Here is a 20,733-nt window from a genome sequence, read left to right on the forward strand (position 1 = left end):
GGGCCTGCGCACGGGCATAACCAAGGCGTGTGTCGGCTGGCAACTCCCGTTGCGCGACCGAATTCAAGGATTTCCACGGGAATTCAGGAATGGACCGCCTCGGCCCCAGGGCCCCAAAGCGAGAGAAATGGGCATGAGGACGATGGATCCTGATATCTCGCCGCGACCCGCCGAAGGCTCGGACACGGAGCGAAGCGTGCTGGGCCTGCTCGCCGCGGCGCGCCACCGGCTCGGCATGGAGGTCTCCTGGCTGGACCGGCGGACCCAGGACCACGGTCTCGTCACCGACCTGGTCGACGCCCAGGGCTCGCTTCCCGGCCTGGTCCCCGGATTCGCGGACTGCTCCCCCGGCACCACCACCGGGGACGCCATGCACCACCGCAGGCCCTTCGTCGTCGCGACGGCCGACCGGTGCGCGTGGCCGGACGTGCGGGAGCTGGCGAGCCGCAACGGCGCGGGGGCCTATGCAGGCGCCCCGGTGGTGCTGTGCAACGGCTCGGTCTACGGGATGCTCGGCTGCGCCAGCCGGTCCCCGATGCCCGTCCCGCGTGAGCGCGACGCGAAGTTCCTCGCCCTGCTCGCCGGCGTCCTGGCCGACTGCCTGTGGCCGAGCCCCGCGACGGCCCAGACCCGGGACCAGATCTGGCTGCGGGTGCACCTGCTGATCGACGCGGGCGGCCCCGACATCGTCTACCAGCCGGTCTACGACGTCGTCGACGGCTCCGTCGCGGTCGTCGAGGCGCTCTCCCGGTTCCCGGCCGGCTCCGGCGGCCCCGAGCGGTGGTTCTTCGACGCGGAGACGGTCGGCCTCGGCCGCGAGCTGGAGACGGCCGCCGTCCGCAACGCCCTGCGCGTGCTTCCCGACCTGCCCGCGCCCGCGGTGCTCTCCGTCAACGCGTCCCCGCCCGTGATCGCCTCCCGCGGCCTCAACGAGCTGTTCGCGGCCGTCCCCGCCGGGCACCTGGCGGTCGAGGTGACGGAGCACGCCCGGATCGACGACTACGCCTCGGTCCGGGTCATCCGCGACGAGCTGCGCGGGCAGGGCATCCAGATCGCCCTGGACGACTTCGGGGCCGGCTACTGCGGCCTGCAGCGGATGCTGGAGCTGCGGCCCGACTACGTCAAGATCGACCGGGCGCTGATCTCGAAGATCGACGTCGACCCCGCGTACGAGGTGCTCGCGCGCGCGGTGGTCACGCTGAGCAAGGAGATCGGAGCCTCCGTCATCGCCGAGGGCATCGAGACCGCGGCGCAGCTCGACCGCGTGTCCAGGGTCGGCATCCGCTACGCGCAGGGCTTCCACCTGGCCAGGCCGTCCCGCCGGCTGGCCCTCGCCTCCCGGTAGGCGCGGGGCGTCCCCTCAGGGCTCGACCAGGATCTTCGCGCCGGCGTTCGCGGCCACCAGGTCGTCGAATGCCGCGTCCACGTCCGCGAGCTGGACCCGGCGGGCGAGCAGCAGCGACGGGTCGAGCGTGCCGTCGGCGAACGCGGCGACGACGGTCCGGAACTCCTCGGGCGTGTAGTAGACGGCGAAGCCGATCGAGACCTCCTTCATCAGCGCCGACAGCGACGAGAAGGGCGACGAGTCGACGGAGACCCCGGCGATGACGATGCGGCCCTTCACCCGGGTCGCGGCGACGCAGCCGTCCAGCAGCGTCGCCTTGCCGGCGCACTCGGCGACGACGTCGTAGGACGCCGGGGTGGCCTCGCCCAACGAGGCCAGGACGTCCGTCGCGCCGAACGACGTCGCGGCCTCACGCCGCGACGCCACCGGGTCGACCACGGTGACGCGGTGCGCGCCGAGCGCCCCCGCCCAGGCGGCGGTGGTGAGCCCGACGCTGCCCCCACCCACGACGAGGACGTCGTCGCCGGCCTTGATGCCGGCGGTCCGCGCGGTGTGCAGGCCGACCGCGAACGGCTCGACCAGGGCGCTGTGCAGCGGGTCGGTCCCGTCCGGCAGCGGGACGGCCGCGGCGGTGGTCACCACCGCGAGCTCGGCGAAGCCGCCCGAGCTTCCGCCGAGGCCGACCAGCCGGACCGACGCGCAGTGGGCCACGTGCCCGGACCGGCACCACTCGCACTGGCCGCAGGACAGCGCGGGCAGGACCGCGGCCAGGGAGCCGGTTCGCCACCCGGTCACCCCGGCCCCGACCGCGACGACCTCGCCGCCGAACTCGTGCCCCATCACCGTGCCCGCGGGCATCATGGCCCGCGCCTTGACGTCCGAGCCGCACAGGCCGCAGGCCGCGACCCGCAGCAGCAGCTCGCCGGGCCCGGGCGCCGGGTCCGGCACCGTGACGATCTCGAAACGCCCGCCCGAACCAGTGACCGCCGCGCGCACAGTGCCTCCTCAGGCCGCGCCGAGCACGGCCACCGAATCGAGAACGTATTCTTTATACGACTAAGGTCAGCCAGGCCGTGACGAGCGCGTTGAACTCGGCCGGCCGTTCCTGGTGCAGCCAGTGGCCCGCGCCCTCCCAGGTCACGACCCGGGAGCGCGGGTCGTCGAACAGGGCCCGCTCGGTCGCGGCCCGCGCCGGGTCCGCGTAGAAGGTCAGCACCGGGCAGCGCCGCCGCCGCAGGTAGGGCTCGCTCTGCGAGCGCAGCGCCATGCCGGACGTCTGCGCCTCCAGCGACTGGCGCAGCACGTGCGCGTCCATGCCCGCGATCCGGCGCAGCTGCCAGGTCCGCAGCGCCGGCTGCCGGGCCGCGGAGTCCATCCCGCCGCCCACGAGCTGCTGGACGAACGGGACCGGGTCGGCGTCGGCGATCAGGTCCAGCATCGGCTGGATACCACCGGCGATCTCGTCAGGGAACAGGTAGGCCGGGTCGACGGCGACGATGCCCGCGACGCGTTCGGGGTACTCCACGGCCAGGCCGCTGACCACGCTGCCGCCCATCGAGTGGCCCATCGCGACGACCCGCCCGACGCCGAGCTGGTCGAGCAGGCCGGCGAGGTCCTCGGCGAACTGGCGGGTCGTATAGCCCTTGGGCGGCGCGCTGGACCGGCCGTGGCCGCGCAGGTCGACCGAGATCACCCGTCGCGACGCGACGAACGACGGGAGCTGCCAGCTCCAGTCGTGCGAGTCGGCGGCGTAGCCGTGCACGAGCAGCAGCGGGAGGTCGCCCGCGCCCTCGTCCGTGTAGAACAGGCGGACGTCACCCACGTCGGCGAAAGGCACCGGGCCTCCTCAAGCTGGATACATCTATAGCTTTCCGCAGCGGGAGCCCATCGCGCAAGAGGTCCACTCCCCGGGCCGGGGCGTGGACGAGGCCGCCGGCCCGGTCGGCGCGGCTACGCCGGAAGGCCCTCGGCCTGGGCCGTCCGCGCGGGCGGGAGCAGCACGGGCTTGACGACCTTGCCCGACAGCGAGGCCTCCTCGGCGGCGTTGATCTCGTCGAGCGGGAAGGTCTCGATCAGCTGGTCGAACGGGAACTCACCGGCCCGCCACCAGTCGATCAGCTGCGGGATGACGACCCGCGGGTCGGCGCCGCCCTCCAGGATCCCGGACACGGTCTTGCCGATGAGCGCGATCGGGTCGAGGGTGAGCGGCTCGGTCTGGATGCCGACCAGGCCGCAGTGGCCGCCCTGGCGCAGCGCGCTGATCGCGTTGCCGATGACGGTGACGTTGCCGGTCGTGTCGAAGCTGAACTCGGCCCCGCCGCCGGTCAGCGTCTGGACCTGCTGGACGAGGTCCGCGGCGGCCCCGTCGAGCACGTGGGTGGCGCCCAGCTCGGTCGCCAGCGCCAGCCGGTGGGCGTGCAGGTCGACGGCGATGATGGTCGCCGCGCCGACGGCCCTGGCCGCCATGATCGCGGCCAGGCCCACCGCGCCCGCGCCGAACACGACGAGGCTCGCGCCGGCCGGCACGGCCAGCTGGACCAGCACCGAGCCGGCGCCGGTCAGGATGCCGCACCCGAGTGGCCCCAGCTTCTCCAGCGGCAGGTCCTTGTCGACCACCACGACGTTGCGCTCCGCCGCGACACAGTGGGTCGCGAACGAGGACTGGCCGAACCAGCGGGACGCGATCTCGCCGCCGTCCGCGTCCCGCACCCCCGTGGTCCCGTCGGCCCGGCGCCCCAGCAGGTTGCGGAACAGGAACTGGTCGCAGTAGGGCGGACGGCCGCCGCGGCAGTTCGCGCACTCGCCGCAGGTGTCGAAGGACAGCACGACGTGGTCGCCGACCACCACCCGCTCCACGCCGGCGCCGACGGCCTCGACCACCCCGGCGCCCTCGTGCCCGGTGATGATCGGGGGCGGCGAGAACGACGCGGCCTGACGCGGCACGACGTCCGTGTGGCACAGGCCCGCGCCGACCACGCGGACGAGCAGCTCGCCGGGCCCCGGCGGGTCGAGCTCGACCTCCTCCAGCACGTACGGCCCGTCAGCCCGGCGCAGCACCGCCGCGGTCATCTTCATCGACCGACCTCCGCTCATCCCAACCCTTTTCCATAGATATATATGTTTCAATCACCGAGGGCCACCGACCGTCGGCATGTCCGGCCCGCTGGCGCCGAGGCGGCCCTCATCGGACGGTACGCTCAACTGATCGTTTTGCTCCCGCCGATGGGGAAGGGGTCGAGCATGGTGGCCGAGCGCCAGGGAGCCCGCGGCGGCGAGCGTCCCGGGCTTCGCGAGAAGCCGCAGCAGATCGCCGACGAGCTCCGGCGGCTGATCGTCACCGGGGAGCTGGCCGACGGCGAGTCCCTCGGGCACGAGCCCGACCTCGTCGAGCGGTTCGGCGTCTCCCGCCCGTCGCTGCGTGAGGCGCTGCGCATCCTGGAGGCGGAAGGCCTGATCACCGTCAAGCGCGGTGTGCTCGGCGGCATCGTCGTCCACCAGCCCAACGGCCGGATGACCGCGCGCACCGCGGCGCTGCTGCTGCAGGCGCGCAACGTGCCACTGGCCGATGTCTACGACGCCCGCGGGCTGATCGAGCCCGTCGCCGCCCGGCTGCTCGCCCAGTCCCGGTCCCGCCGGTCGGCGGCGGCCGAGCTGCGCCGGCTCACCGCCGAGCAGCTGGAGGTCATCGACGACCCCGACGCCTTCGGCCGGGCCAACTCCGCGTTCCACGCCCGGCTCGTCGAGCTGGCCGGGAACCAGACCCTGAGCATCGTCGCCGAGATGCTCAGCGAGATCGTCGCCCGCGCGGTCGCGGCCGTCAGCCAGCCGGACGACGGCAGGGACACCGCGGCGACCCGGGCCCGCGGCCTGCGCTCCCAGGCCCGGCTCGCCGCCCTCGTCGAGGCAGGGGACGCCGCCGCCGCCGAGACCCACTGGGCCGAGCACATGAAGGTCGTCGGGCGGGTGCTGGTCGCGCAACGCGCGAAGACCGTCATCGACCTGATGCAGCACTACTGAGCGGCGCCCCGGCCCCGGACCTCGGCGCAACCCGTAGCGGCTCCGCGATAAATCTAGATATATTGCGGACCGACGGGATGGCGCCCGCGGGTGGACCACGGGCGGCTGGCGGCGGAGGTGTGGCCGATCATGACCATTGCAGTGGACTCCCCGGAAGCGGGGTCATCGGCGCCCGACTTCCCGGTGTTCGACGTGGACAACCACCTGTACGAGACCGAGGACGCGCTGACCCGGCACCTGCCGGCCGCGCACCGGGACCTGTTCCGGTTCGTCGAGCTGAACGGGCGCAAGAAGCTGGTCGTGCGCAGCCTGCTGACCGAGTACATCCCGAACCCGACGTTCGAGGTGGTGGCCCGGCCCGGCTCGCACATGGCCTTCTACGCCAGCGAGAACACCGAGGGGAAGTCGCTGCGCGAGCTCGCCGGCAAGCCGATGCGGACCGTCCCGGCGTTCCGCGAGCCCGCCGCCCGCCTGGCGCTGATGGACGAGCAGGGCCTCGACACCTGCCTGATGTTCCCGACGCTGGCGAGCCTCATCGAGGAGCGGCTGCGCGACGACCCGAAGCTCACCGACGTCGCCATCCACGCGTTCAACGAGTGGCTTCACGACGACTGGACCTACGACTACCAGGGGCGCATCTTCGCCACGCCGATCATCACGCCGACGACACCGGAGGCCGGTATCCGTGAGCTGGAGACGGTGCTCGGGCGCGGGGCGAAGGTCGTCCTGATGCGCCCGGCGCCGGTCACCGGCTCGCGCGGGCCGCGCTCCCCCTTCCTGCCCGAGTTCGACCCGTTCTGGGCCCGGGTGCAGGAGTCCGGGGTCATCGTCGCCCTGCACGCCTCCGACAGCGGCTACCAGGAGTACCTCAACACCTGGGAGGGCCGCGACGGGGAGTTCGTCGCGTTCAAGCCCAAGACCTTCGCCTACGTGGCGGACGGTGGCCGCAGCATCCAGGACACGCTCGCCTCGGCGATCTGCCACGGCATGCTCGACCGCTTCCCCCGGGTACGCCTGGTCAGTGTGGAGAACGGGGGCAGCTGGGTCGGCGTGCTGGCGAAGAACCTCGAGCTGACCTACAAGAAGATGCCGCAGGAGTTCCAGACCCACCCGTTGGAGCTGCTGCGGCGCAACGTGTGGATCAACCCGTTCTGGGAGGACTCGCTCGACGGCCTGATCGGCCTGATGGGGACCGACCGGGTCTGCTTCGGCTCGGACTACCCGCACGCCGAGGGCCTGGCCGAGCCGCTGTCGTTCCTCGACCGGATCACCGACCTTCCGCCGGCCGACGTCGAGCGGATCATGTCAACGAACCTCGCCGACCTGCTCGGCGTGACCCGGTCGGCCCCGGCGGCCGGGAAGGCCTGACCGCGCCAGCCGGCGGCACGGTTCCGCGCGGCCGGTTCCGCGCAGCCCCACCCCTTCACAGCGGGAGGTTCCCGGTATGGGATTCCAGACGATCCAGTACGAGGTCGCCGACCGCGTCGCGACGATCACCTTCAACCGGCCGGACCGGCTCAACGCGCTGAGCCCCGCCATGATCGGGGAGCTGCGCCAGGCGTACGCCGACGCCGAGGCCGACGACGACGTGTGGATCCTGCTGGTGACCGGCAACGGCCGGGCGTTCTGCGCGGGCGCCGACGTGGGCGAGATCCCCGCCGACGGCCGGGTGATCTACGACGAGCCGTACCTGTCGACGTTCGCGCAGTGGGAGGCGCCGCAGGAGGGCACCCCGCCGTTCCGGTCGATGACGAAGCCGATCCTGACGGCCGTCAACGGGCTGTGCTGCGGCGCCGGCCTGGACCTCGTCACCACCGGCGACATCGTGATCGCCTCGGACCGGGCCGAGTTCTTCGACCCGCACGTGAGCATCGGGCTGGTCGCGGGGCGCGAGACCGTCCGGCTGGCCCGGGCGCTGCCGACCACCGTCGCGCTGCGGATGGCGCTGATGGGCCGCCACGAGCGGATGTCCGCCCAGCGCGCCTACGAGCTGGGGCTGGTCTCCGAGGTCGTCGAGCACGACCGGCTACTGGAGCGGGCGCGGGAGATCGCGGCCATCGTCAACCGCAACGCCCCGCTGGCCGTGCGCGGCACCCGCCTGGCGATCCGCCGGGGCCTGGACCTGCCGATGTACGAGGCGGAGGTCATGGCCGAGACGTTCCGCGAGCGGGTCGTGCGCACCGACGACGCCAAGGAGGGCCCGGCGGCGTTCCTCCAGAAGCGCCAGCCGGAGTGGAAGTGCCAGTGACCGCAGCGAGCACGGAGATGACCATGGCCGACCCGGCAACCATCGACCCACGCCGCCCAGCCGCCTTAGCCCGGGCCGCCGCGTGACCGCCCCCGGCCAGACCAGGACGACGCCCGCCGACGCGCCCGCGGCCCCGCCCGGCCCGTCGACGGACTGGTCCCTGCCGGCACTGCTGGACGTGATCACCGACGCGGCGCCCGACCGGACGATGCTGGTCTGGGAGGACGTCCGGCGCACCTACGCCGAGGTCCGGGACCGCACCCGCCGCCTCGGCGCCTTCCTGCGCGGCCGGGGTCTCGGCGCCCACCAGGAACGGGCCGAGCTGGAACGCTGGGAGTGCGGCCAGAGCCCGGTCGCGATCCTGCTGTCCAACTGCCCCGAGTACCTCGAGGCGATGATCGGCGCCTACCGGGCCAGGGCCGTGCCGTTCAACGTCAACCACCACTACAACGCCGACGAGGTCGGTGCCCTGCTGGCGGCCGTCGGCGCCGAGGCGGTCGTCTACCACCGCAGGCTCGGCCCGCTGCTCGCCGCGGCCACCTCGTTGGAAGGCCGGGTGCTGCTCGACGTCGACGACGGCTCGGGGGTCGCGCCGCTCACCGGCTCCACCCCGTACGAGCAGGCGCTCGCCGGGGTGAGCGACGCCGAGGTCGACGCGCTGCCGACGGCGTCGCCCGACGACCTCTACCTGGTCTGCACGGGCGGCACCACCGGTAAGCCCAAGGGGGTGCTGTGGCGGCAGGGTGATGTCTACGTCGCCGCCATGGGTGGCTTCGAGGGAGCCACCGCGGACCGGATCGCCGCCCTCGTGGCCGTGCCCGGCGGTCCTGGCGGGCCGCGGTCGCGCGGCGGCGTCTGGTTCGCCGTGCCGCCGCTCATGCACGGGGCCGCGCAGTGGACCGCGTTCGCCGGCCTCGCCCTCGGGGTCACCCTCGTGCTGCACGACGACAAGACCCCGTTCGACGCCGGCGCGATCCTCGCCCTCGCCGCCCGCGAGGGGGTCACCATGATGACGATCGTCGGCGACGCCTACGCCCGTCCCCTCGTGGAGGAGCTGCAGGCCAGGTCCCACGACCTGGCCGCGTTGACGAGCCTGAGCACCGGCGGGGCTACGACCAGCGCGGCTCTCAAGCACGCGTTCCTGGAGCTGGTCCCGCACCTGACGATCGTCGACGGCTACGGCGCGTCGGAGACCGGCGGCATGGCGTTCGGCGCCTCGACGCGGGGCTCCGAGACCCGGCAGTTCACCCTCGGCCCGGGCGGGGCCGTCCTGTCCGCCGACCGCTCGCGGTTCCTGGGCACCGACGAGGCCGAGATCGGCTGGACGGCCCGCACCGGCCGGGTCCCGCTCGGCTACCTGGACGACGAGGACCGGACGGTGCAGACCTTCCCGATCGTCGACGGCCGGCGGATCACCGTCCCCGGCGACCGGGCCCGCTACGAGGCGGACGGCTCCGGGCGGATCGTCATGCTCGGCCGCGACTCGATGGTCGTCAACACCGGCGGGGAGAAGGTGTTCGTCGAGGAGGTCGAGGAGGCGCTGCGCCGCCACCCGGACGTCCTCGACGCCCTGGTCGTCGGCCGGCCCAGCGAGCGGTTCGGCCAGGAGGTCGTCGCCCTCGTCCAGCTGCGCCCGGGGGCCGCGCTGTCCCCCGCCGAGGTCCGTGAGTACGCGGCCCGGTCCGTCGCCCGGTTCAAGGCGCCGCGCGCGGTGCTGGTGTGCGAGACGATCGGCCGCCACGCCACCGGCAAGGCCGACTACACCTGGGCCAGAAAGGCCGCCCTGGACGCCGTGCCGGCCACCTGAGCAGCGCCGTCGGGCCCCGGGCGGCGTGGAAACCGCCGGGGCCCGACACCCGGCCTCAGCGGCCGGTGAAGCGGGGCTCGCGGCGCTCCAGGAACGAGCGGATGCCCTCGGCCATGTCCTTGGTGGTGTAGGCGATGTGCTGAGAGCGCGCCTCGTCCTCCAGGGCCTGCTCGAAGGTGAGCGAGCCGGCGGCGTCAAGCTGGCGCTTGATCAGGCTGAGCGTGGTGGTCGGCCCGTCCGCGAGCCGGCGGCCCCAGGCCCCGGCGACCTTGGGCAGTTCGTCGGCCGGCACGACCTCGTTGATCAGGCCCCAGGCCAGCGCGTCGTCGGCGCCGAGGATGTCGCCGAAGAACGCGAGCTGCTTGGCCCGGCGCAGGCCGACGTGGCGGGGCAGCGTCCAGGACGTACCGCCGTCGAGCGCGAGGCCTCGGCGGGCGAACACCTCGCAGAACCGGGCCCGGTCGCTGGCCAGGACCAGGTCGCAGGCCAGCGCGATCCCGAGGGCCACCCCGACGCAGACACCGTCGACCACGGCCAGCGTCGGCTTGGGCAGGCGGTGCAGCCGGTTGATGATGTCGCCGACGACCCGCATCTCGTGCAGGATCGCCTGGCGGCCGCGGCCGGTCAGCCCGCTGGTCGCGTCGCTGCTGCCGGACAGGTCGGCGCCGGAGGAGAAGTTCCCGCCCGCGCCGGTCAGCACCAGCGCGCGGTCGTCCGGGTTCGTGGTGACCTCGGTCAGCACCCGGTCGAGGTCGGCCCAGCTCTCGGCGTTCAGCGCGTTCTTCTTCTCCGGGCGGTTGAACGTGACGGTGACCAGACCGTCCTGGCGTTCAACGAGCGTCGCCGCCATCGAGCCTCCTCTGTTCGGCCCTGGCGCTAGTATCGAGGGCGTCCTCTTAGTATCTAGATATTTCAAAGATCACGTGCAAGGGGTGGCGCCGATGAGCACGGCTTTCTCCGGCAGCGCCGCGGGCGAGGCGGACCTCGGGTTCGACCTGCGGGCGGAGGTCACGGCCTGGCTGCGCGAGCACTGGGACCCCGAGCTGTCGGTCGAGCAGTGGTGGCGGATCGTCGCGGCGGCCGGCTGGTCGGCGCCGCATCTCACCCCGGAGCAGGGCGGCCGAGGCCTGCCGCAGCGGACCGGCAAGACGGTGCGGTCCGCGTTCGCCGCCTTCGGCGCTCTGCAGCCACCCGGCGGCCTCGGCCTGCTGATGGCCGCGCCGACCATCCTCACGCTGGGAACGCCGGAGCAGATCGCCCGGCACGTGCCGCCGATCCTGGAGGGCCGCAGCGGCTGGTGCCAGCTGTTCTCCGAGCCGGGCGCCGGGTCCGACCTGGCCGGGCTCACCACCCGGGCCGAGCGCGACGGCGACCGGTGGGTGATCAACGGCCAGAAGGTCTGGAGCAGCGGGGCGCGCGAGGCCGACTACGGCATGCTGCTGGCCAGGACCAACTTCGACGTTCCCAAGCACGCCGGCATCTCCTGGTTCGCGTTCAAGCTCGACCAGCCGGGCGTCACGATCCGCCCGCTGCGGGAGATGACCGGCGACGCCGTCTTCAACGAGGTCTTCTTCGACGACGCGATCGTCCTGGACGAGGACCTGGTCGGCGGCGAGGGCAACGGCTGGATGGCCGCGAACACGACGCTGCACTTCGAGCGGACCGGGATCGGCGCCGGCGGGGCGCACGCGGGATTCCCCACGCCCGGCCCGAACGGCGGGATCCTCGGGCTGAAGGCCGGTGACGCCGCGAAGCTGCGTGCGCCCGAGGGCCTCACCGTCACCCTCGCCGACCTGGTGGAACTGGCCAAGGAGCACGGCCGGGCCGGCGACCCGGCCATCCGCCAGAAGCTGGCGCGCCTGTACTCCTACCAGCAGATCGGCCAGTGGAACGCGGCCCGCGCCAAGGCCGAGACCGCCGCGGGCGACGCCGCCGCCGGCACGGCCATCGCCAGCACCGGCAAGATCGCCCAGACCCGGATCACCAAGCTCGCCGCCGAGATCGGCCTGGACATCCTCGAGGCGGGCGGCCTGCTCGCCGGGGCGGACGCGGCGGACGAGGGCAAGTTCAGCAACGCGTTCCTGTTCGCCCGGGCCTCCTCGATCTACGGCGGCACCGACGAGATCCAGCGCAACATCGCGGCCGAGCGCGTCCTCGGCCTCCCCCGCGACCCCAGCCCCGACCGCGGCCGCCCCTACCGCGAGGTCCTACGCGGCCGCGCCACCCGGGACGACGCCCCGCCGGCCGGCTAGCGCCGGCCAGGCGGAGAACCCGGGCCTTGATCGCTGTTTCGGCCCTCCGGTGGTCGCCGCGCCGGTCCAATCGTGACCACGCGAGGGCCGAAACGGCGATCACTGGCGCCAGGCTGGTGGCGCGTGAGCTTGGCCTCGCGCCGGTCTCGATGACACCGGCGAGGCCGGCGAGGGGGATGCCGCTCGGCGGCGGGACCGCGGCTACACGCCGATGCTGGTGGCCAAACGGTCGCGCCAGGCCGCCGGATCGCCGAAGAGCAGCTCGTCGGACTTGGCCCGGCGGAAGTACAGGTGGGCCGAGTGCTCCCAGGTGAAGCCGATGCCGCCGTGGACCTGGATGTTGTCGGCGGCGACCTGGGTGTAGGCCTCCGAGCAGTACGCCTTCGCGACCGCGGCGATCTTGGCCAGCTCATCCGCGCTCTCGTCGCCCGCCGTGGTCCCTGCGGCGCACCAGGCCGCGTAGTAGGCGGCCGACCGGGCCGACTCCACCTCCAGCAGCATGTCGGCGCAGCGGTGCTTCACCGCCTGGAAGCTGCCGATCTGGCGGCCGAACTGGACCCGGTCCTTGGCGTACTGGACCGCCATGTCCAGGGCGACCTCGGCGCCGCCGGCCTGCTCGGCGGCCAGCGCCACGGCCGCGAGGTTCAGCACGTGCTCGATCACCGGCCAGCCGGCGCCGTCCTCGCCGACCAGGGTGGCCGGCACGCCGGCGAGCTCGACCCTGGCCAGCCGGCGGGTCTGGTCCAGCGTCGCCAAAGGCAGGCGGGTCAGGCCCGGGGCGTCGCCGGGGACGGCGAACAGGGACACGCCGGCCGCACCGCGCGCGGCGACCAGCAGCAGGTCGGCCGTGTGGCCGTCGAGCACGTAGGACTTGGTGCCGGTCAGCGTCCAGCCGTCGCCCGACCGCGCCGCTACGGCGGTGATGCCGCTGACGTCCCAGCGGCCGTTCTCCTCGGCGAAGGCCAGCGTCGCGATGGTCTCGCCGGCCGCGATGCCGGGCAGCCAGGCCTTCTGCGCCCCGGCATCCCCGGAGCGCAGCAGCGTCCCGACCGCCAGCACCGCCGTGGACAGGTACGGCGCGCACAGCAGGCGTCGCCCCATCTCCTCGGCGACGATCGCCACCTCGACGAACGTGGCGCCGGCGCCGCCCAGCTCCTCCGGGATCACGAGACCCACCAGGTCCAGCTCGCCGGCCAGCTGCGCCCAGACCGCGGGGTCGTAGCCCTCCGGGGTCTCCATCAGGCGGCGTACCTCGGGCTCCGGGGCGGCCTGCTCCAGGAACGCGCGTACGGTCCGGCGCAGCTCCCGCTGCTCCTCGGTAAAGGCAAACGGCTTCTCGGCCATCCCCATCGCCCTTCTCGTCACGCGCGCCCAGCCCGGCGAGCCGTCGCCTCGTAGGTTATATCTAGATGTTTCGGCCGCGGCGGGTCACTCGGCCTTGGCGCGGTCGGCGAAGAAGAACGACATGGCGTTGTCGTGGAGCCAGGCCTGGCGGACCTCGTCGGTGAGGCCGAGGTTGGCCGCCTCGGCAAGGCAGCGCTCGAACGAGAGCACCGGGTGGTCGGAGGCGAAGATGATTTTGTCCCGGCCCCGGGTCGACATGTAGTGCAGCAGCGAGGCGGGCAGCCGCTTGGGCGACCAGGCCGAGGTCATCAGCCGCAGGTTCCTGTACTTGAGCATCAGCCGGATCGCGGTGTCCCACCAGGGGTCGGCCCCATGGATCATGCAGAGCTTCAGCTCGGGGAACCGGTAGCAGACCCGGTCGAGGTAGATCGGGTTCTGGACCTCGCCGGGGATCGGCGGCCCGGGCAGGCCGGTGTTCATGCACAGCGGCAGGTCGAGCTCGCAGCACTTCGTGTAGAGCGGGTAGTAGACGGCGTCGGTGGGCGGGTACATCCCGTCGCCCCAGAAGCTCGGCCCGACGGTGGCCGTCGCGACGGGGTAGTCCCGGACGTACGACTCCAGCGTGCGCAGGGCCTTCATCGGGCGCAGCAGGTTGAAGGTGCCGATGGCGAGGGCGAACCGGTCGGGGCGCTGCTCGGCGTAGCGCGCGGCCCGGTCCGGCCCCTTGTTGGCCCGCGAGACCAGGATCGCCCGCTCGACCCCGGCGGCGTCCATCGCGTCGATCAGCTCGGGCAGCTCGGGGCTGTGGAAGAAGGAGGCGCCACCCTTGAAGTAGTCCTCCTTGACGCGCACCATCCACTCCGGCTGCTTGTCGTCGCCGAGGTGGACGTTGACCAGGCAGTCGATGGCCTTCACGCCGGCCTCACCTTCCGGGATCTGACGACACCCTGCTCCCGCAGGAGCCGGCGCAGCGCGCCGACGTCGGCCTTGCCGCTGGCCAGTCGTGGCACGGCGGCCGGGTCGGTCACCACGAGCCAGCGGGTCGGGACCTTGAAGCTGCTCAGCCGCGACCTGGCCTGCTCGGCCAGGCCATCAGGTCCGGCCATCGCCTCAGAACCGTCCGTGGCGCCGGGCGTCACGACGACCAGGGCGGCGACGTGGCGGTCGCCGGCCTCGTCCGCGACGTCGGTGACGAACGCCTCGCGCACCCCGGCCAGGCCGCGCAGCGCCGTCTCGACCTCCAGCGGGTACACGGTCGCGCCGCTGACCTTGAACATGTCGTCCAGCCGGCCCCGGTACCAGAGGTAGCCCTCGGCATCGAGCACCCCGGCGTCGGCGGTCGGGTAGAAGCCGTCGCGGTCGAACACGTTCGCCCGGTGGCGCCCGCAGATGCCGCGCATCAGGTGCGGCCCGCGCAGCCGGATCTCGCCCTCGGCACCGGGCGGCAGCGGCTCGCCGGTGGCCGGGTCGACGACGCGGACCTCGACGCCCGCGAAGGGCTGGCCGCAGCTGCCGTGCTTGCCCGCGGGCAGGTCGGTGTCGAGCCGGGAGCCGCAGTACGGGCCGAACGACTCGGTCATCCCGAACAGGTTCGCCCGCGCCCCCGCGGCGGGTCGCGCCGCCGCGGGCAGGATCGCGCCGAGGCTGCCCGGCCGCAGCGAGGACAGGTCGACGGTCGGGAAGTCGGGGTGCGCCGCGAGCCGGGCCGCCTGGTCGGGCCAGCCGCGGAACAGCGTGACCCGCTCCCGTTCGAGGAAGCGCAGCGTGCGCCCGGGCTCCGGCTCCGCCTCGGTGAGCAGCGTGGCGCCGGCGACGAGCACGGAGAGCAGCCCGGCCCCGAACCCGCCGGTCCAGAAGAACGGCATCGGGATGTAGAGCCGCTCACCAGGGCCGACGCGCCGGGCGTCCAGGCTGCTGGCGACGGCGCGCAACGCGTTGCCGTGGGTGTGCAGCACGCCCTTCGGCCCGCCCGAGCTGCCCGAGGTGAACAGGACGACGAGGTCGTCGGCCGGCCTGACCACCCGTTCGAGCGCGTCGACCAGCTCGGCCGGGGCGGCGGCCGCGGGCAGTTCGTCCGGGGTCCAGACCGCGCGCAGCGACGGCACGGCCGGCTGCCGGCCGCCCGCGCGCAGGCGTTCGGTCAGGCCCGGCACCTCGGCGTCCAGCTCGGCGCGGTAGTCACGGCCGCGGAAGGCCGGCACCACGACCAGCTCGGTGACGGCCGCGGCGCGCAGCTGCGCGACCAGCTCCGGCGGGCGCAGCAGCGTCGACAGCGGGACGAGCACCGCGCCGAGCCTGGTCACGGCGAGCGCGTGCACCGCCCAGCCCACGCCGTTCGGCATCACCAGGCCGACCCGGCTGCCCTTGCCGACGCCGGCGGCCACCAGCCGGGCCGCGAGCGCCCGGCTCGCGTCGTCGAGCTCCCGGTAGGTGACGGCGTCGTCGTCGCCGACCAGCGCCCGCAGGTCGGCGTCCTCGCGCCGCCGGACCGCGAGCAGGCCCGGGATCGTCAGCGCTTCCGGGATCGTCAGCGGTCCCGGGGGCGTCAGCGGTTCCCGGATCGTCGGCGCCGCGGGCTCAGCGGGCGGCACGCAGCAGCTCCTTGAGGGCGGGCATGTCGATCTTGCCGCTGGACATCGTCGGCACCTCGTCGTCGGCGAGCAGGACGAACCTGCGCGGCACCTTGTAGGAGGACAGCCGCGCGGCGAGCTGACCGCGCAGCTCGTCGGCGTCGACACCCCGGCCGGACGGCACCCGGACCGCCGCCGCGACGATCTGCCCACGCGCCGGGTCCTCCAGGCCGACGACGTGCGCGGTGAGCCCCGCGACGTCGCGGATCACCGCCTCGACCTCGCTCGGCGACACGTTCGCGCCGCCGGTCTTGATCATGTCGCCACGCCGGCCGTGGAAGTAGTAGAAGCCCTCGTCGTCGACCGCGAACAGGTCTCCGGTGTGGAACCACCCGTCGGCGTCGAACACCTCGTGACGTTCCCTGCCGTAGTAGCCCTCCATCAGGAACGGGCCCCGCAGCCACAGCTCCCCCACCGCGCCGACGGCGCAGGCGGAACCGTCCGTGTCGACGACCCGGGCCTCCAGGCCCGGCGCGGGCGGCCCGAACGAGCCGCGGCGCCGCTCCGGCTGGTCGCCCTCGTCCGCGCTGACCAGGCAGACGCTGCCAGCCTCGGTCATCCCGAGCATCTGGTGGCGCCGCAGCGGGTCGGCGGGCCGGACGTCGGCCGGCATGATCGAGTACAGGTTGCCGCGGCGGATCGAGGACAGGTCCCGGCGGGCGAAGGTCGGGTCGTTCGGCAGGCCCGCCACCGACTGGGCGTAGCCGTTCACCATCGTCGGGCGCTCCCGTTCGAGCACGTCGAGCACACCCGCCGGATTCGACGCGTTCGAGCACACCAGCCGGGCACCGGCCACCAGTGTGCCGAGCAGCGCGTAGGCGAAGCCGCCGACCCAGAAGAACGGCGAGTTCGAGAAGAGCGACTCCTCGGGGGTGTAGCGGCGGATCTCGTTCAGGTTCGCCAGATGCCGGATCAGCGCGCCCTGGGTGTGGATCACGCCCTTCGGCGCGCTCGTCGACCCGGACGTGTGGACGATGACCATCCGGTCGCTCGGCGCGAGCGACTCCTCGACCGCCAGCACGAGGTCGTCGTCCACCGTGTCGCCGTGGCGCGCGAGCGCGGCGAGGGTCCGGCCCGGCCCGACCCGGCCGTCGTCGGCGCCCGCGCCTTCGGCGAAGAACACGTGCCGCAGCACCGGCATCGACGCGGCCAGCAGCGGCCCTTCTCCCTGGAGGTCAAGCTCGCCGGCGGCCGAGCCGAGCGCGGCGACGTAGTCGTGGCCGCGGAAGCCGCGCGCCGCCAGCAGCACCCCGACGTCCGCGTTGGACAACAGCCCACGCAGCTCCGCGCTGGTCGAGAACGTGCTCAGCGGGACGGTCACCGCGCCGACCCGGGCCGCGGCCAGCCAGCCGACGACGAAGTCGCTCCCGTTCGGGAACAGCAGCCCGACGTGGGTCCCCCGGGCGACGCCAAGGGCCAGCAGGCCCCGGGCCAGCTCCCGCGAGCGCCGGTCGGCCTCGGCGTAGGTGAGGACGTCGTCGTCGGACGCCAGCAGCACCCGCGGGCCGTACTGGGCGGCCCGCTCGCGCAGCAGGGCAGCGACCGTCAGCGGTAAGCCGTCCTCGGCCTCGATCGTCGTGGAGATCATGATCAGCGGCCGCCGAACTTGGGCTCGCGCCGCTCCTGGAAGGCCGCGAGCCCCTCCCGGAAGTCGCCGGTGCGGGACGACAGCTCCAACGCGTAGGCCTCCTGCTCCATCGTCTCGGCGAGCCCCAGCTCCAGGCCCCGGTTGACCGACCGCTTGGTCAGCCCGACCGCGACGGTCGCGGCCTGGCCGAGCTCGGTGACCAGGTCGGTGGTCGCGTCGTCGAGGTCGGCGTCGGGCACCGCCCGGTAGATCAGCCCCCAGTCGGCGGCCTCCCGGCCGGACAGCCTGCGCCCCAGGATGAGCAGCTCCTTCGCCCGCGCGATGCCGACCAGCCGGGGCAGCAGCCAGGTGGCGCCGCTGTCCGGGCTGAAGCCCCGGGCCAGGAACGGCTCCCAGAAGCGGCTGGTCTCGGCGGCGACGGTGAAGTCCGCCGCCAGCGCCAGCTGGAACCCGAGCCCGGCCGCGTGCCCGCGCACCGCGCAGACGACGGGCAGCTGGAGCTCGGTGATCAGCTGGACGAGCCGGTGGGCCTGCAGGGCCGTGCGCCGTTGCACGCTGCCCGTCCGCGGCCGCTCGCCGCCCTTGGTGTTCGACGCGACCCAGTCGGCGCCGGAGCAGAAGTCCGGCCCGAGGCTGGACAGCACGACGACCCGCAGCCCGTCGTCGACCGCCGCGTCCTCGAGGGTGGCGATCAGCAGGCGGACCGTGGCGGGGGCGAGCGCGTTGCGGCGTTCCGGGCGGTTGAGGCCGATCCGCAGCACGCCGCCGTCGCGTTCGACGACGATGCCAGCGGCCGTGGCGGAATCCATGTCGTTCACCACGGCGATGGTATCGAGGCGGCCCTAAAATATCTAGATGTATTGGCGCCCGCGCCGGACGGCGCCCCAGGACCGGGCCTGGTCACGCCAGTACGTCGGGCGGCAGCAGGCGGCGGGCGACCTTGCCGGTGGGCAGGCGCGGGAACTCGTCGAGGAACCGGACCGAGCGCGGCGCCTTGAACCGGGCGAGGTGCTCGCGGGCGTAGGCGATGAGCTCGGTCTCCAGCGCCGCCGGGTCGGCCGGGGGGCTCGCGGGCTGCACGACCGCCCGCACCGACTCGCCCATCTCCGCGTCGGGGACGCCGATGACGACGACGTCCGCGACCCGCGGATGGCGGACCAGGACGTCCTCCAGCTCGCGCGGGTAGATGTTGACGCCACCCGAGACGATCATGTTGGTGGCGCGGTCGGTCAGGTAGAGGTACCCGTCGGCGTCGACATGGCCGATCTCGCCGTAGGTGGCCCAGCCACGGTCGTCGAACACCGAGGCAGTCTTCTCGGCATCGCCGTGGTATTCAAAGCGGCGCGCGGCCTCGAAGAAGACCCGGCCGTCGGCGCCGGCCGGCAGCTCCTCGCCCGCCTCGTCCACGATGTGGACCTTGCCCTGCATCGAGCGGCCGACGGAGCCCGGGTGGGCCAGCCACTCCTCGGGCCCGATGAAGCAGAAGCCGACGCCCTCACTGCCGGCGTAGTACTCGTAGACGATCGGGCCGAGCCACTCCAGCACCGCCCGCTTGACGTCGACCGGGCACGGCGCCGCGGCGTGGACGAGCGTCTTCAGGCTGGACAGGTCGTGGCGGGCCCGCTCCTGCTCGGGGAGCTTCAGCAGCCGGACGAGGTGGGTCGGGACGACCTGGGCCATCGTGACCCGGTGGCGCTCGATCGTCTCGAGGAAGTCGACGGGCTCGAACCGCTCGGTCAGCACGACCGTCGCGCCGATCCGGTGCATGGCGTTGGTCCAGCCCGACGGCGCCGCGTGGTAGAGCGGAGCGGGGCTCAGGTAGCGGGTGTTCTCGTCGCCGCCGAACAGGAACCGGACCATCGCCGTGAACCCCATCGGCGTGCCCAGCGGGCCACCGACCTCGGGCGGCTTGATGCCCTTGGGACGGCCGGTGGTGCCCGACGAGTAGAACATCCAGGCGCCGTCCGCCTCGTCGTCGATCGGTGTCGACGGGTAGCCGGCGGCGACCTGCTCGTACGGCTCGAACCCCTCGATCGGCCCGCCGACGGACAGCCGGATCTTCGGGCCGGCGCCGGCCAGCTCGGCCACCACGTCGGCGCAGGACGCGGAGGCGATCAGCGCGTCGGCGCCGCAGTCCTCGACGATGTAGCGGGCCTCGGCGCCGGACAGGTGCCAGTTGATCGGCGTGACCAGCAGGCCGGCCCGCAGCCCCGCCCAGGTGATCTCGAAGTACTCGGCCCGGTTCTCCATCAGCACCGCGATGTTGGCGCCGACGCCCAGTCCGGCCGCGCGCAGCGCGTGCGCGAGCCGGTTCGACCGCGCCTCCAGCTGCGCGTAGGTGACCGTGACGTCCCCGGCGATCACCGCGGGCCGGTCCGGCGCCACGGCGGCGAACCACTTCGGATGCTCGAGCTGCGTCCCCACTGTCTCTTCCACGGGGCCGCCGTCAGCGACCGTTGGAGGAGGGCTTCGCGAGCTGCTCCTTCATGCCGTCGAGCAGCATGAGGATCGGCATGCCGCTCTCGGACAGCGCGTGGCCGTGGCCGGTCTGGTGGATGTCGAAGACCGACTGGACCGCCGCGTAGAAGCCCTGCACGTCGAGCGTCTGGTTGACGGCCCGCTTGGCCTGGCGCAGCGCGAACGGATGCTTGGTCGCGATCTCGGCCGCGAGCGCCCTGGTCGCCTCGCGCAGGTCCGCCAGCGGGACGACCCGGTTGACCATGCCGACGCGCTCCGCCTCGTAGGCGTCCATCTTGCGGCCGGTGAACAGCAGCTCCTTGGCCTTGCGCGGGCCCATCTCCCAGGTGTGGCCGTGGTACTCGACACCGCCGATGCCCATGTTCACGACCGGGTCGGAGAACGTGGCGTTGTCCGCGGCGATGATCAGGTCACAGGGCCAGGCGAGCAGCAGGCCGCCGGAGATGCACACGCCCTGGACGGCGGCGATCGACGGCTTCGGCACGTTGCGCCACCGCAGGCTGTACTCCAGGAACCGACGAGACTCGATCTCGTAGATCCCCTCCAGCGTCCACTTCGGCGGCGCCCCGTTCGACTCGCCGCCGACACCCTTGATGTCGTGGCCGGCGGAGAAGTGCCTGCCGTTGGCCTGCAGGATGATGACCCGGACCTCGGGGTCGTCGGCGGCCCGCCGCCACGCGGCGTCCAGCTCGTCGAGCAGCTCCAACGTCTGGGCGTTGGCTGCCTCCGGCCGGTCCAAAGTGATGGTCGCGACCGCGTCGCTGACCTCGTAGTCGATGAACGTCTTCGTCACGACCGGCCTCCAGGACTGTCGAGCACGGCGTTGTCTCGATTGACGCCGATGGGGACAACGTCGCGCAAGCGGTCAGAGGTCCGCGCGCCGTGTGAGGAGCAGGTGCTGGCCGCGACGCCGCGCCGGCGGCCGGTCGAGGCCGGCACGCCACCGCGCGTCACCCCTGAGCGCTTCGCACTGCGGCGATGCTAGCCAGCGACCCCACTAATGTCTAGATATATACGATGGGGT

At 73.2% G+C, this 20,733-nt stretch carries 17 protein-coding genes; 6 read left to right on the forward strand and 11 right to left on the reverse strand.

Annotation, left to right across the window (positions count from 1 at the left end; all coding sequences use genetic code 11):
- The first annotated feature begins 196 nt into the window (after positions 1 to 196).
- Positions 197 to 1,345 (forward strand): EAL domain-containing protein, encoded by a 1,149-nt coding sequence (locus FRAEUI1C_RS25055; RefSeq protein ID WP_013426156.1) that lies wholly within the window; start codon positions 197 to 199, stop codon positions 1,343 to 1,345.
- 15 nt (positions 1,346 to 1,360) lie between these two features.
- Here FRAEUI1C_RS25055 and FRAEUI1C_RS25060 read toward each other — a convergent pair whose 3' ends face one another.
- From FRAEUI1C_RS25060 to FRAEUI1C_RS25070, 3 genes are all read right to left on the reverse strand, one after another.
- On the reverse strand, positions 1,361 to 2,341 hold the full coding sequence (locus FRAEUI1C_RS25060) for a zinc-dependent alcohol dehydrogenase (protein ID WP_013426157.1): 981 nt from the start codon (positions 2,339 to 2,341) through the stop codon (positions 1,361 to 1,363).
- A 52-nt stretch (positions 2,342 to 2,393) separates the two neighbouring features.
- Positions 2,394 to 3,182 (reverse strand): alpha/beta fold hydrolase, encoded by a 789-nt coding sequence (locus FRAEUI1C_RS25065; protein ID WP_013426158.1) that lies wholly within the window; start codon positions 3,180 to 3,182, stop codon positions 2,394 to 2,396.
- A gap of 113 nt (positions 3,183 to 3,295) precedes the next feature.
- Positions 3,296 to 4,420, reverse strand: coding sequence for an NAD(P)-dependent alcohol dehydrogenase (locus FRAEUI1C_RS25070; protein ID WP_013426159.1), 1,125 nt, complete (start codon positions 4,418 to 4,420; stop codon positions 3,296 to 3,298).
- A 165-nt stretch (positions 4,421 to 4,585) separates the two neighbouring features.
- Between FRAEUI1C_RS25070 and FRAEUI1C_RS25075 the strand changes: the two genes are divergently transcribed.
- The 4 genes from FRAEUI1C_RS25075 (at position 4,586) to FRAEUI1C_RS25090 (ending at position 9,417) form a co-directional block, all read left to right on the forward strand.
- Positions 4,586 to 5,362, forward strand: a complete 777-nt coding sequence (locus tag FRAEUI1C_RS25075; protein WP_013426160.1) for a FadR/GntR family transcriptional regulator — start codon at positions 4,586 to 4,588, stop codon at positions 5,360 to 5,362.
- Positions 5,363 to 5,491: 129 nt separating this feature from the next.
- Entirely contained in the window at positions 5,492 to 6,730 is a 1,239-nt protein-coding gene (locus FRAEUI1C_RS25080) for an amidohydrolase family protein (RefSeq protein WP_049807253.1), read from the forward strand.
- A 76-nt stretch (positions 6,731 to 6,806) separates the two neighbouring features.
- A complete protein-coding gene (locus FRAEUI1C_RS25085) occupies positions 6,807 to 7,610 on the forward strand; it encodes an enoyl-CoA hydratase/isomerase family protein (protein ID WP_013426162.1) in 804 nt (267 codons plus the stop codon).
- 82 nt (positions 7,611 to 7,692) lie between these two features.
- The gene (locus tag FRAEUI1C_RS25090; protein ID WP_013426163.1) at positions 7,693 to 9,417 is read left to right on the forward strand and encodes an AMP-binding protein; all 1,725 of its coding nucleotides are present in this window, start codon (positions 7,693 to 7,695) and stop codon (positions 9,415 to 9,417) included.
- A gap of 55 nt (positions 9,418 to 9,472) precedes the next feature.
- Here FRAEUI1C_RS25090 and FRAEUI1C_RS25095 read toward each other — a convergent pair whose 3' ends face one another.
- A complete protein-coding gene (locus FRAEUI1C_RS25095; RefSeq protein ID WP_013426164.1) occupies positions 9,473 to 10,267 on the reverse strand; it encodes an enoyl-CoA hydratase/isomerase family protein in 795 nt (264 codons plus the stop codon).
- 91 nt (positions 10,268 to 10,358) lie between these two features.
- On the opposite strand from FRAEUI1C_RS25095, the gene FRAEUI1C_RS25100 reads away from it, so the two are divergent.
- A complete protein-coding gene (locus tag FRAEUI1C_RS25100) occupies positions 10,359 to 11,669 on the forward strand; it encodes an acyl-CoA dehydrogenase family protein (protein WP_013426165.1) in 1,311 nt (436 codons plus the stop codon).
- A 201-nt stretch (positions 11,670 to 11,870) separates the two neighbouring features.
- Here the strand turns inward: FRAEUI1C_RS25100 and FRAEUI1C_RS25105 are convergent, their stop codons facing one another.
- The 7 genes from FRAEUI1C_RS25105 to FRAEUI1C_RS25135 form a co-directional block, all read right to left on the reverse strand.
- Positions 11,871 to 13,013, reverse strand: coding sequence for an acyl-CoA dehydrogenase family protein (locus FRAEUI1C_RS25105; protein WP_013426166.1), 1,143 nt, complete (start codon positions 13,011 to 13,013; stop codon positions 11,871 to 11,873).
- A gap of 84 nt (positions 13,014 to 13,097) precedes the next feature.
- Positions 13,098 to 13,928 (reverse strand): amidohydrolase family protein, encoded by an 831-nt coding sequence (locus tag FRAEUI1C_RS25110; protein ID WP_013426167.1) that lies wholly within the window; start codon positions 13,926 to 13,928, stop codon positions 13,098 to 13,100.
- On the reverse strand, positions 13,925 to 15,604 hold the full coding sequence (locus FRAEUI1C_RS25115) for a class I adenylate-forming enzyme family protein (RefSeq protein ID WP_013426168.1): 1,680 nt from the start codon (positions 15,602 to 15,604) through the stop codon (positions 13,925 to 13,927). The genes FRAEUI1C_RS25110 and FRAEUI1C_RS25115 overlap by 4 nt, the downstream gene beginning before the upstream one ends.
- Positions 15,591 to 17,231, reverse strand: coding sequence for a class I adenylate-forming enzyme family protein (locus tag FRAEUI1C_RS25120; RefSeq protein WP_013426169.1), 1,641 nt, complete (start codon positions 17,229 to 17,231; stop codon positions 15,591 to 15,593). The genes FRAEUI1C_RS25115 and FRAEUI1C_RS25120 overlap by 14 nt, the downstream gene beginning before the upstream one ends.
- 2 nt (positions 17,232 to 17,233) lie before the next feature.
- Complete coding sequence (locus tag FRAEUI1C_RS25125) at positions 17,234 to 18,040, reverse strand: enoyl-CoA hydratase/isomerase family protein (protein ID WP_013426170.1); 807 nt, start codon at positions 18,038 to 18,040, stop codon at positions 17,234 to 17,236.
- Between the two features lie 91 nt (positions 18,041 to 18,131).
- Positions 18,132 to 19,667, reverse strand: a complete 1,536-nt coding sequence (locus FRAEUI1C_RS25130) for an AMP-binding protein (protein ID WP_013426171.1) — start codon at positions 19,665 to 19,667, stop codon at positions 18,132 to 18,134.
- 10 nt (positions 19,668 to 19,677) lie between these two features.
- On the reverse strand, positions 19,678 to 20,502 hold the full coding sequence (locus FRAEUI1C_RS25135) for an enoyl-CoA hydratase (RefSeq protein ID WP_013426172.1): 825 nt from the start codon (positions 20,500 to 20,502) through the stop codon (positions 19,678 to 19,680).
- Between the last annotated feature and the right edge of the window lie 231 nt (positions 20,503 to 20,733).

This window comes from Pseudofrankia inefficax (assembly GCF_000166135.1).
Lineage (GTDB): Bacteria > Actinomycetota > Actinomycetes > Frankiales > Frankiaceae > Pseudofrankia > Pseudofrankia inefficax.

Excerpts from the sequence above, each read along its gene's own strand:
- FRAEUI1C_RS25100 (WP_013426165.1), top strand. The coding sequence starts at position 10,359 with ATGAGCACGGCTTTCTCCGGCAGCGCCGCGGGCGAGGCGGACCTCGGG.
- FRAEUI1C_RS25075 (WP_013426160.1), top strand. The coding sequence starts at position 4,586 with ATGGTGGCCGAGCGCCAGGGAGCCCGCGGCGGCGAGCGTCCCGGGCTT.
- FRAEUI1C_RS25120 (WP_013426169.1), bottom strand. The coding sequence starts at position 17,231 with ATGATCTCCACGACGATCGAGGCCGAGGACGGCTTACCGCTGACGGTC.
- FRAEUI1C_RS25085 (WP_013426162.1), top strand. The coding sequence starts at position 6,807 with ATGGGATTCCAGACGATCCAGTACGAGGTCGCCGACCGCGTCGCGACG.
- FRAEUI1C_RS25070 (WP_013426159.1), bottom strand. The coding sequence starts at position 4,420 with ATGAAGATGACCGCGGCGGTGCTGCGCCGGGCTGACGGGCCGTACGTG.
- FRAEUI1C_RS25080 (WP_049807253.1), top strand. The coding sequence starts at position 5,492 with ATGACCATTGCAGTGGACTCCCCGGAAGCGGGGTCATCGGCGCCCGAC.
- FRAEUI1C_RS25125 (WP_013426170.1), bottom strand. The coding sequence starts at position 18,040 with ATGGATTCCGCCACGGCCGCTGGCATCGTCGTCGAACGCGACGGCGGC.
- FRAEUI1C_RS25095 (WP_013426164.1), bottom strand. The coding sequence starts at position 10,267 with ATGGCGGCGACGCTCGTTGAACGCCAGGACGGTCTGGTCACCGTCACG.
- FRAEUI1C_RS25105 (WP_013426166.1), bottom strand. The coding sequence starts at position 13,013 with ATGGCCGAGAAGCCGTTTGCCTTTACCGAGGAGCAGCGGGAGCTGCGC.